Raw genomic sequence first — 15,846 nt, 5'->3', positions numbered from 1 at the left:
ATCGTTCCCACGCGCAGCAAAGGAATGCAGCCCGGGACGCTCCGCGTCCCAGAAGCGGACGCAGAGCGTCCATTGAGGCATTCCCACGCAGAGCGTGGGAACGATCAGTCTCGACTCAAGACTTCAACGCTTTCTTCGGATAAATGTCATACCGGCTGGATTTACCATCCAGCGCATGGCTCGGCTTCGGCCCATCGATGCATGGCGCCTTGCGCGGGCGCTTGACCACTACCCGGTGACTGGCCAGGGCCAACGCCGCTTCGAGCAGGGCCGGCGCATCCGGGTCATCGCCGACCAGCGGCCGGAACAGGCGCATTTCCTTCTTCACCAACGCGGTTTTCTCACGATGGGGAAACATCGGGTCGAGGTAGATCACCTGCGGCGGCTCGCCTTCCCAGTTGCGCATCACCTCGATCGAATTGCCCTTGAGCAAACGCATCCGCGCCACGATCGGCGCTACGTCGAAATCTTCCGCGCCGCGTGCCAGGCCATCTTCAAGCAAGGCGCCGATCAGCGGCTGGCGCTCGATCAGGCTCATCTCGCAGCCCAGGCTGGCCAGCACGAACGCGTCCTTGCCCAACCCCGCCGTGGCGTCCAGCACGCGTGGGCGCACGCCCTGGGCGATGCCAACCGCCTTGGCGATCATCTGACCGCTACCGCCGCCGTACAACCGACGATGGGCCGCGCCCCCCTCGACGAAGTCCACCCGCACCGGCCCCGGTGCGTCCGGCCCCAGTTGTTGCAGCTGCAACCCCTGCTCGCCCACCTGCAAGGCAAACTCGCCGTCATCCACCTGCAGCGGCAAACCCAGGCGCTCGGCCCATTGCTCGGCCTGTGGCTGGAAGGTCGTGCCCAAGGCCTCGACATGGATGCGGCAGGCCGCAGGTTGCTCAATCATGGGAAAACACGCTCAAAAAATTAATGATCGGCAAAAACGGCCGATAACCAAACTATCGAGCATTTTGCCAGAGCTGAGCGTCGACCGAGAGAAATGTCAGACATTCAACGCACATCGATAGGTTACATCTCGCCCCACGGCGATTTTGGCCTGCGAAATTCCCAAGCACTGAGCGGCGTCAGTCACCTGTGGCAGGATTTTTTTGCCCGGGCCCTGGCCGATCAGTCGGGCGATGTCGTGCCGGCGTCTCTGGACTTCCCACCGGTCGATCTCGACAGCCCGGTCGAACCGACCGTCGGCAGCGAGCTGCTGGCGCACATCATTTCCCAGCGTGAATGCAACGTCACAGAAACCCCGGTCCGCCCGCCAGAACCACTGTTCCTGCCGATTGCCGAGTTCGAAATGGACCTGGCCGACAAACCGTTCCCGCCATTCCCGCCGGAAGAAATCGTCGCGCAACAGAAACAGCAGGACTTCGAAAGCGGCTGGGTTCGCCCAATCGTGCTCACGGCCGGTCAACCGATGCCCGAGCCCGGTGCCGCACCGCAACCGCGTCCGCTGCACTTGCCGATCGCCGAGTTCGAACTCGACCTGCTGGACAAGCCGTTCCCGCCGTTCTCACCGCAAGAACTGGTGGAACAACAGAAACAACTCGATTTCGATAACGGCTGGGCGCGCCCGATCGTGCTGCAGAACCTGCGCATCGCCGCCTAACCCCTCAGCGGCCCAGCCACCACGGCCCGACCTCGTCAGCCTTTGAAGAATTGATTGGCTTTCTGGAACGGCATCGACCGGGAAGTGAAGCCGAAGGTCCCGTGCTGCTGGATTTCCTCGGCCGCGCGCAAGAACTCGCCATACGCTGCCAAAGCCAGGGCCGAACCGACGCTGATGCGTTTGACGCCCATTTCGCTCAACTGCGCCACCGTCAGCTTGAGACCGCCGGACATCAACACATTCACCGGTTTCGGTGCCACCGCGCGAACCACCGCCAAGACCTCTTCAGCATTGCGCAGGCCTGGGGCGTAAAGCACATCGGCCCCCGCCTCGGCGAATGCCTGCAAACGGCGAATGGTATCGTCGAGGTCAGGATTGCCGTGCAGAAAGTTCTCGGCACGCGCCGTCAGCATAAAGGGAAAAGGCAAGCTGCGGGCTGCCGCGACAGCCGCTTCAATACGCGCCACGGCATGCTCGAAGCAGTAGATCGGACCGTCCTCACGCCCCGTGGCATCTTCGATCGAACCGCCAACCGCACCGGCCTTGGCTGCACGCAGAATACTTTGGGCGCACTCGGCGGGGGCGTCGGCAAAGCCGTTTTCGAGATCCACCGCGACCGGCAAATCAGTGGCCGCGACAATCGCCTCAACGTTCGCCAGAGTATCGTCGAGCGTCAACCCACCATCGGGGCGACCCCGGGAAAAGGCATAACCGGCGCTGGTGGTTGCCAGTGCCTCGAAGCCCAGGCTGGCGAGCATTTTCGCCGAGCCGGCGTCCCAGGGGTTGGGAATGACAAAGGCGCCCTCGCGTTCGTGCAGTGCTTTGAACGCCTGGGCTCGAAGGGTTTGCGCATCCATTGGCAGACTCCTGAAAAAGGGAAAACCCGCTTCAGAGCAGACCAAGTTGCTCGGCGGCGGGTTCTCTGTATAGCTCAGGCAGCGGCGGCAAGCCAGGCAAACGTAGCGTCAGCTTTGCGTGAAAACGTTGTGCCAGTTTTGCCGCCAGCAGGTTATCGGCGGTGTGCAGAAAGATATACGGCGTGCGGCCCTCTTCGATCCAGACGGCGATTTTCTCGACCCACGGCACCAGGAACGGATCGTTGGCTTCCAGCTCGGGATGGCCGATGAAACGCACCTGTGGAAACTGAGTGAACGCCGCAGGGCGAGGCGGCACCCTGGGCTTTTTCGATTGGGCGTGGAGCACTGAAGGATCGGTCGAGGTGCAACTGAACAGCGCACGCGGATCGAGGCAGATGCGCTCGACACCACGGTCCAGCAGCAGGCGATTGAGCATTCGCTCGGCATCGCCCTTGGCAAAGAATTCGTCATGCCGTACTTCGACTGCCAAGGGCCGGTCCACTGCATCGATAAAACCGGCCAGCTCCGACAGTCGTTGCGGGGTGAAGCTTTTGGACAATTGCAGCCACAGCGGCGAAACCCGCGCCCCCAGAGGGCTGAGCAATTGCAGGAAGGTTTCGACGGCGGTCAATTGGTCGCGCAGATCACCGCTGTGGCTGATGTCGCCGGGGAACTTGGCAGTGAAGCGAAAGTGTTCGGGCATGGTCTCGGCCCAGCGCTGCACGGTGGCGGCAGCCGGGCTCGCGTAGAAGGTCGTATTGCCTTCCACGGCGTTGAACACTTGGGAATAAAGATTAAGAAACTCGGCGGGTTTGGCGTCTTGTGGATACAAGTACTCGCGCCAGGCGTTTTCGCTCCAGGACGGGCAGCCGAGGTAATAAGGCAGCATCAGATGTACAGGTCGAGACCCAGTACATCCGCATCCCAATCGACAAAAGTGGCGGTGCTCAGGTAACTGGCCAGTGCCATCGCCACGCTTTTACTCATGGCGCGGTGATAAATCATGTCTTGTTGACGAGCGGGGAGATTGCTCAGGCGTTGCGCGGAGGCTTTGGCGGCACGGGCGGCCAATTGCTCTTCGGTAGGGAACTCCAGCTCGCCGTCGATATCGACGGAGTCATCCTCAGACACATGGCCTTTGCGGGGCTTGCGCTTGATCGGGTAGGACTGAGAGGAAACGCCGTCTATACGCATAAGTGCATGCTCGGTATCGATGATGGCAGTTTAGTGGCGCAAAACCCACTTCGCAAACCGCCGAGTGATAACTAGAACACAGAAAAACGAAAAGGTTTAAAAGCGGCGGGTAGAAACTGACGATTGGCTTTTATAGCCGCGAAGGGGTCAACTCAGAATCAAGGATTACCGCGCTTTCGGTGTCGCGACTTTATCGCGCAGATACACCGGCTGCGCCTGATCGGCCACTATCGCTTCACCGCGTTCCCAGGCAAAACGCGCCAGGGTCAGCAGGTCTTCGGCGTGAGGCAGCATGCCCGCGTCCTGGCCGCTCAGGTTCACCGCAATACGCTCGGCATAACCCCAACCGGTGCCAGCGCCGAACCACTCGCCGCTGGCATCGACCGGCAACGCAGCGGCTTCCGGGGGCAAAACCGCTTCGTTGCTCACCAGCCGCATCTCCCCCGCCGTTTCTCGGTAGCAGCCCCAATACACCTCATCCATACGCGCATCGATGGCCGCCGCGACCTGGCTGACGCCGTGTTCGCGATAAGCCCGCTGGGCGAGCACGGCGAGATTGGAGACCGGCAACACCGGACGGTCCAGCGCAAACGCCAGCCCTTGCACCACGCCGATGGCGATCCGCACACCGGTGAACGCACCCGGCCCGCGGCCGAACGCAATGGCGTCGACCGCTTGCAGGGTGGTCCCGGCATCGGCCAGCAGTTGCTGAATCATCGGAAGCAGCTTCTGCGCATGCAGGCGCGGGATCACCTCGTAATGGCTCGTGACTTTGCCGTCATGCAGCAAGGCAACGGAGCAAGCTTCGGTCGCGGTGTCCAGGGCCAGCAAGGTGCTCATCGATGTATCCGTAAGAGAGGTCAGAAAAAGTGCGCCAGTATAAACAACTACGGCCCGCAAGCGGGCCGTAGAAGGTGAAGCCGATCAGACTTTTCAGCTCAGTGCTTCAAGCACCTTGCCGGTAATCGTCTCAACCGAGCCGACGCCCGGAATATGGCTGTACTTCGGCTTGCCCTGAGCAGCGGCCAGGCCTTGGTAGAACTCCACCAGAGGTTTGGTCTGGGAGTGGTAGACCGACAGGCGATGACGCACGGTTTCTTCAGTGTCGTCCTTGCGCTGCACCAGCTCTTCACCGGTGATGTCGTCTTTACCGGCGATTTTCGGCGGGTTGTAGACGGTGTGGTACACGCGACCGCTGGCCTCGTGAACGCGACGACCGGCGATACGCTGAACGATTTCTTCGTCATCGACGGCGATTTCGACCACGTTGTCCAGTTCCACGCCAGCTTCTACCAACGCTTCAGCTTGCGGAATGGTGCGCGGGAAACCGTCGAACAGGAAACCGTTGGCACAGTCAGGCTGCGCGATACGGTCCTTGACCAGAGCGATGATCAGATCGTCGGAGACCAGACCACCGGCATCCATGATGCTCTTGGCTTTAACACCCAGCTCGGTACCGGCTTTTACAGCAGCACGCAGCATGTCGCCGGTAGAGATTTGCGGAATGCCGAATTTTTCGGTGATGAACTTAGCCTGAGTACCTTTACCGGCCCCGGGAGCTCCCAGCAGAATGACGCGCATTAGATGTGCTCCTCAATTTTTTATTTAGAATTACTTAAACAAAACAAAGGATTCGCCTCGTAGGGCCAATCTCAAAAAATAGGGTCGTGACCGCCCAAACGGCCAAAGGCTGATCAAGATACACAGCAGGCCCTGCCCACACAAGCCGCCGAAAGTCGGAGAAACCTGCGCCGGACGTGCCCTTTCGAAGGGGTACCCCAAGTCGCAACCCCATCATTAACTGTCGCGTGACAGACCTTTTCGACCGCTCGCCGGCAGGCACTCGACGCTCACGCCGGGTGCCCGTTCCCTACGACGAAAACCTTAGCCGGTATTTCGCAAACCGGCGGCAATCCCCGCCACAGACACCAGCAACGCCTGTTCTACCGGGCTGCCCTGCGCCTCGTCCTGTTGCCGCGAACGGGCCAACAGTTCGGCCTGCAATAGATGCAGCGGGTCGAGGTAGGTGTTGCGCAGGCGGATGAATTCAAGGGTGTCTGGGCTATGTGCCAGTAGCTGGGACTGACCAGTCAGCCCCAGGACCACCGAACAGGCCTGCGACAATAGGTCGCGTAAATGCGCACCCAAAGGGAGCAGATCCGGCTCGACCAGGCGCTCATCGTAAGACTGGGCGATATCGGCGTCGGCCTTGGCCAGCACCATTTCCAGCATATCGATGCGGGTACGAAAGAACGGCCACTGCTCGCGCATCTGCCCCAGCAACACCCCTTCGCCGCGCTCCAGCGCCTTGCTCAGCGCCGCTTCCCAACCTAGCCAGGCCGGCAGCATCAGGCGCGTCTGGGTCCAGCCGAAGATCCATGGAATGGCGCGCAGGCTTTCAATGCCACCGGCGCGGCGCTTGGCCGGGCGGCTGCCCAACGGCAAACGCCCCAACTCCTGTTCCGGCGTGGACTGGCGGAAATACTCGACGAACTGCGGATTTTCCCGCACCACGGCACGGTAAGCCTTGACCCCATCGGCGGCCAATTCGTCCATCAAGTGGCGCCAGGCAGGCGTAGGAGGTGGTGGCGGCAGCAAGGTCGCTTCCAGCACCGCCGCCAGGTACAGATTGAGGTTTTGCTCGGCGATGTCCGGCAGGCCGAATTTGAAACGAATCATTTCCCCCTGCTCGGTGGTGCGGAAACGCCCCGCCACCGACCCCGGCGGCTGCGACAGAATCGCCGCGTGCGCCGGGCCGCCACCACGGCCCACGGTGCCGCCGCGACCGTGGAACAACAGCAGTTCTACTTGCTGCTCCCGGCAAATGTCTACCAATCGCTCCTGCGCCCGATACTGCGCCCAGGCCGCCGCCGTAGTGCCGGCGTCCTTGGCCGAGTCGGAATAACCGATCATCACTTCCTGTGGCCCTTGCAGGCGCGAGCGATAGCCCGGCAGCAGCAACAGTTTTTCGATCACCGGGCCCGCGTTGTCGAGGTCGGCGAGAGTTTCGAACAGCGGCACCACGCGCATCGGCCGCAATACGCCGGATTCTTTGAGCAGCAACTGCACGGCCAGCACGTCGGAAGCGGCGCCAGCCATGGAAATCACATACGAGCCAAGTGAAGCCCCCGGCGCGGCAGCGATTTCCCGGCACGTCGCCAGCACTTCGGCGGTGTCGGCAGACGGTTTGAAGTAGGCCGGCAGCAACGGCCGGCGATTGTTCAGCTCACGCATCAGGAAGGCGATGCGCTCCTCTTCGCTCCAGTCCTCATAACGACCCAGGCCGAGGTAATCGGTGATTTCGGTCATGGCCGCGGTGTGGCGCGAGGAGTCCTGTCGCACATCGAGGCGCACCAGAAACAGCCCGAACGTCACCGCGCGGCGCAGGCAGTCGAGCAACGGGCCATCGGCGATGACGCCCATGCCGCACTCATGCAGCGAGTGGTAGCACAGCTCCAGCGGGTCCAGCAGGTCGCGGTTGTTTTGCAGCACATCGGCGGACGCCGGTGTGGTTGCCGTCAGGGAGGCGTGGGCCCAGTTACGGGTCGCACGCAGGCGTTCACGCAACTGTTTGAGCACCGCTCGGTAAGGTTCGGCGCTGTCGCCAGCCTTGGCTTTGAGGGCGTCGCTGGCCTGTTGCATCGACAATTCGGCGGCGAGGTGATCGACATCGCGCACGTACAAATCGGCAGCCATCCAGCGTGCCAGCAGCAATACTTCGCGGGTCACGGCGGCGGTGACGTTGGGGTTGCCGTCGCGGTCGCCACCCATCCACGAGGCAAAGCGAATCGGTGCAGCCTCCAGCGGCAGGTGCAGGCCAGTGGCGGCATACAGGGCCTGATCGGCCTTGCGCAAATAGTTGGGAATCGCCTGCCACAGCGAATGCTCGATCACCGCAAAGCCCCACTTGGCTTCGTCTACAGGTGTCGGGCGGGTGCGGCGGATTTCTTCGGTGTGCCAGGCTTCGGCAATCAACCGCTGCAGCTTCGTCTTGATCTGCTCGCGCTCGGCGCTGGTCAGGTCGCGATGGTCCTGAGCCGCCAATTGCGCGGCGATCGCGTCGTACTTCTGGATCAGTGTGCGACGCGCCACTTCGGTGGGGTGCGCGGTCAATACCAGCTCGATTTCCACCCGGCCCAATTGCCGGGCCAGGGATTCGGCGTCATGGCCGGCAGTCAACAGGCGAGCGAGCAGCTCCGGCAACACCCGAGTCTCGAACGGCGCGGGTTGTGACTCTTCGCGGCGGTGAATCAGCTGATATTGCTCGGCGATATTGGCCAGGTTGAGGAACTGGTTGAACGCCCGCGCCACCGGCAGCAATTCGTCTTCGCTCAACTGGTTGAGGCTGGCACTGAGTTCGGCATCCATCGAACCGCGACGGTCGGCCTTGGCTCCTTTGCGGATTTGCTCGATCTTGTCGATAAAGCCATCCCCGTACTGCTCACGAATGGTGTTGCCCAATAGCTCACCCAACAGGTGAACGTCCTCGCGCAAGCGTGCATCAATATCGGTCATCAGCAGTTCTCCAGCGAAAATCCGGGCGGCTATGCTTTGATAGTAGAGAGTGCCGCTGTAAAGCGGTTCTTACAAGTAAACGAGGGGACTGCAAACCCCAAACGTTGCAGCTAGGCTCAACATCAAGCCGTACAACGGCTTGCCACCGGCCACCGCCGGACACTCACCCGGCCTGCCATGAGCAGGTGCGTAATGAGGTCATTATGAAAATCCGCGAGCTCGCCAAGCACTGGGAAGAAAACGCCAAGGGTCGCCTGACCGACTCTGGCTATACGATTCGTCTGGACGTGGAAGCCGCCGCACGGCTGGCGGCGATCATCGAAATGTACCCCAAACGGCACCCCGAAGAACTGCTCGGAGAATTGATCGGCGCCGCCCTGGAAGAGCTCGAAGCGAGTTTTCCGTATGTGAAAGGGTCAACGGTGGTCGCCACCGATGAAGAAGGCGATCCGCTGTACGAAGACGTCGGTCCGACCCCGCGTTTTCTCGCCTTGTCCCGTCGTCATTTGCATGATCTGTCGACCGAAAACGACAAGCCAAAACACTAAAACATGTGGGAGCGAGCAGGTTCGCTCCCACATGGGGTCTTCGGTGAACGCAGGATTGGGTTACTGCTCCAGCTTCTGCGGGGTTTCCTGGCCCATGCAGCGCACGGCTTTTTTCTTGTTGTTGACCAATACGCCGGTCAGGCCTTTCTGTTCGGTATCAAACATCACCAGCACGCCATCGATGCACTGCGCCACTTGTGCGGCCGGTTCAAGGGAGATTTTGTAGTCTTCGCCCGGCACGGTCTTGAGCATGGTGAAGTCGCTGAGCAGTAACGCATCCTCGGGTTTGGCGAAGTGCAGGTAGCCGTACCACCACAAGGCCCCGACGGTGCCGAGGATGCTGCAAATACCGGTGATGATCAGCGGGATGGCGTTACGTTCTTCACTCATTGCGGACTCTCTGGTGGTTCATCTTCAGAATTCGGGGGTGCCGGGTAATTCGGAATTTCACCCAGGCGGCGCAGGCCGTTGAAATGCTGCGGGTCTTCGAGGTAGCGCAGCATGACTTTGCGCCAGACCGGGTCGGCGAAGGTTTGCACATGACCACCCCGGGTCAGTTGCAGCACTCGCGGCGGCGGCGCAGCTTGATACAGACGGATGCCGTTGGAAAGGGGCACCAGCTGATCATCGATACTGTGATAGATCAGTTTCGGTACGCCATTGAGCTGCGTCATGGAACGGATTGCGCTGTCGCCGTCCGGCACCAACCACGACAATGGCACCTGGAACGGCCAGGTCATCCATGACGTGCTCAGGGCGAAACGCCCGACATCGCGGTAACTGGCAGGCACGCCATCGAGCACGAAGGCCTTGAGTTGTCGCTGGCGCTCGGGATGCTGGGCCAGGTAATGCACGGCCATCGAACCGCCAAGGCTCTGACCGAGAAGGATCAACGGCTTGCCCTTGACCTCCGGCGCCTGGTCGAGCCATGTGAAGGCGGCGTCGATGTCCTGATAAATCTCCGGCAACGCCGGTTTACCTTCGGACAACCCGTACCCGCGATAATCCACCAGCAACACCTGATAGCCCTGCTTCGGCAGCCACCAGCTCGCGCCCAGATGCCACGCCAGGTTGCCGCCGTTCCCGTGCAGATGCAGCACGGTGCCTTTGACTTCGACGCCTTTTTTCGCCGGCAGCCACCAGCCATGCAGCTTGAGGCCGTCGGCGGTAGTCAGGGTGACGTCGCGATAGTCGAGCTTGGCTTTTTCCGGGGTGAACGGCTGGCCGGGCTCGGGGTAGAACAGCAAAGAGCTGCAACCGCCAAGGGCCAGGAGCAGGCAGAAGATGCCGAGGATTCTCATCCGGTGAAGCCTCAATGTGGGTGATCGTTCCCATGCTCCGCGTGGGAACGCATACCGTGACACTCTGCGTCCATGGCGGCATTCCCACGCAGAGCGTGGGAACGATCCGAATCAAAGGATATTGGAGTAATCCGCTTCGATCCGGTCCAGGCTCAGGTGGTTGAGGAAGTTGGAGAAGCACATCCACGCCGACAACGCGTTCATGTCGCGGAACTGCTCGGGCAGGTACTTGGGTGGCACCACCAGGCCTTCGTCCACCAATTGGCGCAAGGTCCGCATGTCCTCCAGCGTAGTCTTGCCGCAGAACAACAGCGGTATCTGCTCCAGCTTGCCTTTGCGCACGGCCAGCTGAATGTAGTTGTAAATCATGATAAAGCCCTTGAGGTAGGACAAGTCTTTGGTAAATGGCAGACCATTGGGCACCGAGCCGCGGAACACCCGACTGGCATTGCCGTAGCTTTCGGCCATTTCAAAGCCCTGAGCCCGGAAGAACTCAAAGATCTGCAAGAAGTCCGCGCCCTCCTCCACCATGTGAATGGCGCGGGTGCGGTTGGTCAGTTTGCGCAAGCGGCTCGGGTAGGAGGCGAAGGTGATGATTTCCATCAGGATCGCCAGGCCTTCCTGAGTCACGGTGGACGACGGCGGGCCCTTGGACAGGAACGTACAGATCGGCTGATTCAGGCCGTTGAGGGTGGTGCCCACATGCACCAGCCCTTCGTGGACTTCCAGCGCGCGCACGTCGCGATTGTTGAACATCGCGTCAGTGCGGATCTTGATGTAGTCGGCGCCGGCCGCCGCGTCGGCGACGATCCCGTCGGACTCGAACACCCGGATGGTTTCCTCGTTTTCGCCAAACACCTTGTTCAACCGATGTTGCAGCAGGTCGACGGCTTCCTTGGCGGTGAGGACTTTCGGTTCGTCCTTGAGGTCGCCACGGCCGTCGATGTTGTTCAGATAATCGGAGAGCATCAACCCCAGGTCAGCCAGGGTCGGATCGCCGGCGTGGAACGCATCAGACGCCGCGCCGTACAACTCCTGGGAAATCAGCCCGAAATCCTCGGTGCCGCGCGCTTCAAGCATGCGCACCACCATGCGGTATTCCTTGCACATGCGGCGCATGATCTGCCCGACCGGGTTGAACTGGCCGAGCTGGCGGGTGATATCGCGCTCGATGTTCTGGAATTCCAGCTTCACTTTGCTGGAGTCGAACGACAGCGGTCGATTGAGGTAGTAATCGCGGTCCACGGCCGGCATTTCCTTGCCCTTGCCCTTGAGGAACCCCTTGCGAATGCTGTCATCCCACTTGACCGCATCCAGAATGCGAATCGGCGTCTGCGCCAGCACTATGCGATCGGACAACATGCGTATCGTCTGCTGGTATTCGTCCACCCGAAACTCCTGTAGTAAAACCGTTACGTGCTGAGTTTATTTGGTTTTGGCCAGGCGCTGATAGCGCACCGCTTCGACGAAGACATCGGAATTGGCCGGGTCGTCGAGGTAGGCGAACACCTGATCCAGGCTGTTGTTGATCAACACCCCATCGCCATCTTCAGTCTGAAAGCCTTCGCCACTGAGGGCTTCTTGCCCCATGGCTTGTCTGATCTGCTCAAGGTCGAGGTTGTAGACCACCAGTTCGTGCTTATCGTTGAGCTCGAAACCGGCGATGGTGAAATGCCCGCCGAACTGCGCCGGCACCTTTGCCGACAGGTACCAGCGATTGCCATGACGCGACACCGTGAAGGGATAGGCTTCGCGCTCATGGGGTTTGGTCTTGAAGTAGCTGACCGCCTGGTAGTGATTGTCGCCGACGCGTGTCAGTTCCAGGTTCATCGGCTCGCCCCAGGCGTTGGTGCTGGCCCATTTGCCGAGCAGCCCTTTGGGCGCGGGCTCGCTGGCGGGCAGCGGCTCCTTGAAGGTCACCAGACAGCCACTGAGCAGCAGGAACGACAAGGCGATCACAACGACACGCCAGGCTTTCATTCAACACTCCCTATCGACACAGGATGACTTTGCGCGCTGATCGTTCCCACGCTCTGCGTGGGAACGATCAAACGATCAACCCTGCGGGGTTACACCGACGCCAGTACCAAGTGCATGTAGCGAGTCAGGATGCCGAGCATTTCCTCTTCGGCAACAGGCTCGGCATCGTTGAGCAGGCCCTGATATTCCATCCGTCCGACAATCGCCGTCAACACTTTGGCATCTTGTTGTGGCTCGCGGGAACCCAATACTTCGAAAAGCTGGCAGGTGCCCTGCAAGAGAATTTGCTGATGGGAACGCACCAACAACGCCAGACGCGGGTTGAGCAACGCTTCCTGGCGGAAGGCTTGCTCGGCCATCAAGTGTTCGCGGCGATTGATCAATTGCCGATGAACATAGTCAGCCATCAGCCGTGCGATATCGTCCGCCAGCTGTGAGCGGGACTCGGCGGTGCCGTCACCGCTGACAACCATCTCGCGCAACAGGCCTTCGTTGCTGGCCCACAACCGGGCCATGTATGCCGCGCTGCGTTCCACGTATTGGGCAAAGGTATCGGTGAGCAGGTCATCGATGTCCTTGAAATAGTAGGTAGTGGCCGACAGCGGCACACAGGCCTCGGCGGCCACCGCACGGTGCCGCACGGCCCGCACGCCATCGCGCACGACAATGCGCATCGCCGCGTCGAGAATGTCCTGTCGACGCTGTTCGCTGCCCTGTCGGCTGGCCTTGCGGCCCTGGTACTGAACACTTTCAGCGACCGCAGTGGCGATATCCGCTGCACCTTCTTGAGCAATTGCACGATTCACGACAGGTATTCCTCTCTAACGTCAAAAGTAACCAATTGATACGTTTGTACCAGACAGGCAATAAAAAGCCGCCTGTTTTAGGCGGCTTTTTAATTGAAACATTTACGCTTGCGGACGCATGTGCGGGAACAGGATCACATCGCGGATCGACGGTGAGTTGGTCAGCAACATCACCAGACGGTCGATGCCGATCCCTTCACCGGCGGTCGGCGGCATGCCGTACTCCAGCGCACGAACGAAGTCGGCGTCGTAGTGCATGGCTTCATCGTCGCCAGCGTCCTTGTCGGCCACCTGTGCCATGAAGCGCTCTGCCTGGTCTTCCGCGTCGTTCAACTCGGAGTAGGCGTTAGCGATTTCACGGCCGCCGATGAACAGTTCGAAACGGTCGGTGACGTTCGGGTTCTCGTCGTTGCGACGGGCCAGCGGCGATACTTCGAACGGGTACTGGGTAATGAAGTGCGGCTGTTCCAGCTTGTGCTCGACCAGTTCTTCGAAAATCATCACCTGCAGTTTGCCCAGACCTTCGAAGCCCAGCACCTTGGCGCCGGCCTTCTTGGCGATGGCACGGGCCTTGTCGATGTCGTTCAGATCATCGGCCGTCAGGTCCGGGTTGTACTTGAGGATCGAGTCGAACACCGACAGGCGCACAAACGGCTCGCCGAAGTGGAACACCTTGTCGCCGTAAGGCACGTCGGTGCTGCCCAGAACCAGCTGCGCCAGTTCGCGGAACAGTTCCTCGGTCAGGTCCATGTTGTCTTCGTAGTCAGCGTGGGCCTGGTAGAACTCGAGCATGGTGAACTCGGGGTTGTGCCGGGTCGAAACGCCTTCGTTACGGAAGTTGCGGTTGATTTCAAACACTTTTTCAAACCCGCCAACAACAAGCCGCTTGAGGTACAGCTCCGGCGCAATGCGCAAGAACATCTGCATGTCCAGCGCGTTGTGGTGGGTTTCGAACGGCTTGGCCGCCGCACCACCCGGAATGGTTTGCAGCATCGGCGTTTCGACTTCCAGGAAGTCACGCTTCATCAGGAAGCTGCGGATGTGCGCAATCACTTGCGAACGCACGCGGAAGGTCTGGCGCACGTCTTCGTTGACGATCAGGTCGACGTAACGCTGGCGGTAGCGCTGCTCGGTGTCGGACAGGCCGTGGTGCTTGTCCGGCAGCGGGCGCAGGGATTTGGTCAGCAGGCGCACGTTGGTCATTTCAACGTACAGGTCGCCCTTGCCGGAACGGGCCAGGGTGCCTTCGGCGGCAATGATGTCGCCCAGGTCCCAGGTTTTCACCGCGGCCAGGGTTTCTTCGGACAGGGTTTTACGGTTGACGTAAACCTGGATGCGCCCGGACATGTCCTGGATCACCATGAACGAGCCACGGTTGAGCATGAGACGACCGGCAACCTTGACCGGGATCGCAGCCTCTGCCAGCTCTTCCTTGGTCTTGTCCGCGTACTTCTTCTGCAAGTCTTCGCAGTAGGCGTCGCGGCGGAAGTCGTTGGGGAAGGCCTGGCCCTTGGCGCGCTCGGCAGCAAGCTTTTCCTTGCGCAGGGCGATCAGGGAGTTTTCTTCCTGTTGCAGGGCTTGCGGGTCGAGTTGTAGGTCGCTCATGTCTTTAAAGATTCCATCACAGATTCGTTGCCCCCAGCCTTCGGCTGGGGATCGCTGTAGGGCGTGCCTTACAGCCCTTGTTTCAGGCTCGCCACCAGGTATTCGTCGATGTCGCCGTCGAGCACCTTGTCGCAGTCGCTGCGTTCGATGTTGGTCCGCAGATCCTTGATCCGCGAGGCATCGAGCACGTACGAACGGATCTGGTGACCCCAGCCGATGTCCGACTTGGTGTCTTCCAGGGCCTGGGAGGCGGCGTTGCGTTTCTGCACTTCCTGCTCGTACAAGCGCGCCCGCAACATTTTCATCGCGGTGTCTTTGTTGGCGTGCTGGGAGCGTTCGTTCTGGCAACTGACCACGGTGTTGGTCGGTACGTGTGTAATCCGTACGGCCGAGTCGGTGGTGTTTACGTGCTGGCCACCGGCACCGGAGGAGCGGTAGGTGTCGATGCGCAGGTCCGACGGGTTGATGTCGATTTCGATGTTGTCATCGATTTCCGGCGACACGAACACGGCCGAGAACGAGGTGTGGCGACGGTTGCCGGAGTCGAACGGGCTCTTGCGCACCAGACGGTGCACGCCGATTTCGGTACGCAGCCAGCCAAAGGCGTATTCGCCCTTGATGTGCACGGTCGCGCCTTTGATACCGGCGACTTCACCGGCCGACAATTCCATGATGGTCGCGTCGAAACCGCGTTTATCCGCCCAGCGCAGGTACATGCGCAGCAGGATGTTGGCCCAGTCCTGGGCCTCGGTACCGCCGGAGCCGGCCTGGATGTCCAGGTAGGCGTTGTTCTGGTCCATCTCGCCGCTGAACATGCGACGGAATTCGAGCTTCTCGAGAGCTTCGCGCAGGCGCTCCACTTCAAGGGCTACGTCGTCGACGGCGGCCTGGTCTTCTTCCTCGGCAGACATCAACAGCAGGTCCTTGGCATCGGCCAGACCGCTGGACATTTCATCGAGGGTTTCTACGATCTGGGCCAGCGCAGAGCGCTCGCGACCCAGGTTCTGAGCGTACTCAGGGTTGTTCCAGACACTCGGATCTTCAAGCTCGCGATTGACTTCAGTCAGACGCTCATGCTTTTGATCGTAGTCAAAGATACCCCCGAATAGTTTCGGAGCGCTCGGACAGGTCCTTGATACTGTTAAGGATCGGGTTGATTTCCATGGCGGGCAGCACTCGTTGGCGAACTTTTGAAAGCCGGCGAGTATAACGTAATCACGCTGTCAAGGCAGCCCGCCTGGCGGCTTTAGGCCGAATGGTTTACGGAATAACGCGGGTGGCCCGTAGCAGCTGCCGAGCCCGCGAGGCTGCGTTCGGCGGCGCAGCCGTCGTAAAGTCAGACAACGCGGTCATTCAGGCAAACCGCATACACAGGTCTTGCGAGGACTTCGTCCTCGAACGCAGCCTCGCGGGCTCGGCAGCTGCTAC

At 60.5% G+C, this 15,846-nt stretch carries 16 protein-coding genes; 2 read left to right on the top strand and 14 right to left on the bottom strand.

Going from position 1 to position 15,846, the window contains the following annotated elements; all coding sequences use genetic code 11:
- Positions 1 to 115: 115 nt before the first annotated feature.
- Entirely contained in the window at positions 116 to 898 is a 783-nt protein-coding gene (locus PMI21_RS08110; RefSeq protein WP_007940192.1) for a class I SAM-dependent methyltransferase, read from the bottom strand.
- Between the two features lie 93 nt (positions 899 to 991).
- Here PMI21_RS08110 and PMI21_RS08115 point away from each other — a divergent pair, with 93 nt between their 5' ends.
- The gene (locus PMI21_RS08115) at positions 992 to 1,612 is read left to right on the top strand and encodes a hypothetical protein (RefSeq protein ID WP_007940191.1); all 621 of its coding nucleotides are present in this window, start codon (positions 992 to 994) and stop codon (positions 1,610 to 1,612) included.
- Between the two features lie 35 nt (positions 1,613 to 1,647).
- Here PMI21_RS08115 and PMI21_RS08120 read toward each other — a convergent pair whose 3' ends face one another.
- From PMI21_RS08120 to ppc, 6 genes are all read right to left on the bottom strand, one after another.
- Complete coding sequence (locus PMI21_RS08120) at positions 1,648 to 2,469, bottom strand: isocitrate lyase/PEP mutase family protein (RefSeq protein WP_007940189.1); 822 nt, start codon at positions 2,467 to 2,469, stop codon at positions 1,648 to 1,650.
- Between the two features lie 31 nt (positions 2,470 to 2,500).
- Positions 2,501 to 3,361, bottom strand: a complete 861-nt coding sequence (locus PMI21_RS08125; protein ID WP_033064139.1) for a DUF72 domain-containing protein — start codon at positions 3,359 to 3,361, stop codon at positions 2,501 to 2,503.
- Positions 3,358 to 3,663, bottom strand: coding sequence for a hypothetical protein (locus tag PMI21_RS08130; protein WP_007940187.1), 306 nt, complete (start codon positions 3,661 to 3,663; stop codon positions 3,358 to 3,360). Before PMI21_RS08130 ends, PMI21_RS08125 begins: the two co-directional genes overlap by 4 nt.
- 165 nt (positions 3,664 to 3,828) lie before the next feature.
- Complete coding sequence (tsaB, locus tag PMI21_RS08135; RefSeq protein WP_007940186.1) at positions 3,829 to 4,503, bottom strand: tRNA (adenosine(37)-N6)-threonylcarbamoyltransferase complex dimerization subunit type 1 TsaB; 675 nt, start codon at positions 4,501 to 4,503, stop codon at positions 3,829 to 3,831.
- Positions 4,504 to 4,596: 93 nt separating this feature from the next.
- Positions 4,597 to 5,244 carry an adenylate kinase gene (adk, locus tag PMI21_RS08140; protein WP_007940185.1) on the bottom strand — a complete coding sequence of 216 codons (648 nt, stop codon included), beginning with the start codon at positions 5,242 to 5,244 and terminating at the stop codon, positions 4,597 to 4,599.
- Between the two features lie 303 nt (positions 5,245 to 5,547).
- A complete protein-coding gene (gene ppc, locus PMI21_RS08145; protein ID WP_007940184.1) occupies positions 5,548 to 8,178 on the bottom strand; it encodes a phosphoenolpyruvate carboxylase in 2,631 nt (876 codons plus the stop codon).
- Between the two features lie 203 nt (positions 8,179 to 8,381).
- Between ppc and PMI21_RS08150 the strand changes: the two genes are divergently transcribed.
- On the top strand, positions 8,382 to 8,726 hold the full coding sequence (locus tag PMI21_RS08150) for a hypothetical protein (protein ID WP_007940183.1): 345 nt from the start codon (positions 8,382 to 8,384) through the stop codon (positions 8,724 to 8,726).
- 60 nt (positions 8,727 to 8,786) lie between these two features.
- On the opposite strand, the gene PMI21_RS08155 is transcribed toward PMI21_RS08150, so the two are convergent.
- From PMI21_RS08155 to prfB, 7 genes are all read right to left on the bottom strand, one after another.
- On the bottom strand, positions 8,787 to 9,116 hold the full coding sequence (locus PMI21_RS08155) for a hypothetical protein (RefSeq protein WP_007940182.1): 330 nt from the start codon (positions 9,114 to 9,116) through the stop codon (positions 8,787 to 8,789).
- Positions 9,113 to 10,027, bottom strand: coding sequence for an alpha/beta hydrolase (locus PMI21_RS08160; RefSeq protein ID WP_007940179.1), 915 nt, complete (start codon positions 10,025 to 10,027; stop codon positions 9,113 to 9,115). The genes PMI21_RS08155 and PMI21_RS08160 overlap by 4 nt, the downstream gene beginning before the upstream one ends.
- A gap of 111 nt (positions 10,028 to 10,138) precedes the next feature.
- Entirely contained in the window at positions 10,139 to 11,389 is a 1,251-nt protein-coding gene (locus PMI21_RS08165) for a flavohemoglobin expression-modulating QEGLA motif protein (RefSeq protein WP_172901247.1), read from the bottom strand.
- Between the two features lie 63 nt (positions 11,390 to 11,452).
- Positions 11,453 to 12,007: a hypothetical protein gene (locus PMI21_RS08170; protein WP_007940177.1), complete on the bottom strand. Its 555-nt coding sequence runs from the start codon at positions 12,005 to 12,007 to the stop codon at positions 11,453 to 11,455.
- 89 nt (positions 12,008 to 12,096) lie between these two features.
- A complete protein-coding gene (locus tag PMI21_RS08175) occupies positions 12,097 to 12,813 on the bottom strand; it encodes a TetR/AcrR family transcriptional regulator (protein ID WP_007940176.1) in 717 nt (238 codons plus the stop codon).
- A gap of 102 nt (positions 12,814 to 12,915) precedes the next feature.
- Entirely contained in the window at positions 12,916 to 14,418 is a 1,503-nt protein-coding gene (gene lysS / locus PMI21_RS08180; protein ID WP_007940175.1) for a lysine--tRNA ligase, read from the bottom strand.
- 68 nt (positions 14,419 to 14,486) lie between these two features.
- A protein-coding gene (prfB, locus tag PMI21_RS08185) for a peptide chain release factor 2 (RefSeq protein WP_096481021.1) occupies positions 14,487 to 15,582 on the bottom strand; the annotation gives its coding sequence in 2 pieces (ribosomal slippage) (positions 14,487 to 15,509 and positions 15,511 to 15,582; 1,095 coding nt in all).
- Positions 15,583 to 15,846: the final 264 nt, after the last annotated feature.

The organism is Pseudomonas sp. GM18, assembly GCF_000282195.1.
Classification (GTDB): domain Bacteria; phylum Pseudomonadota; class Gammaproteobacteria; order Pseudomonadales; family Pseudomonadaceae; genus Aquipseudomonas.
This window is presented reverse-complemented; position numbering and strand designations above follow the sequence as displayed.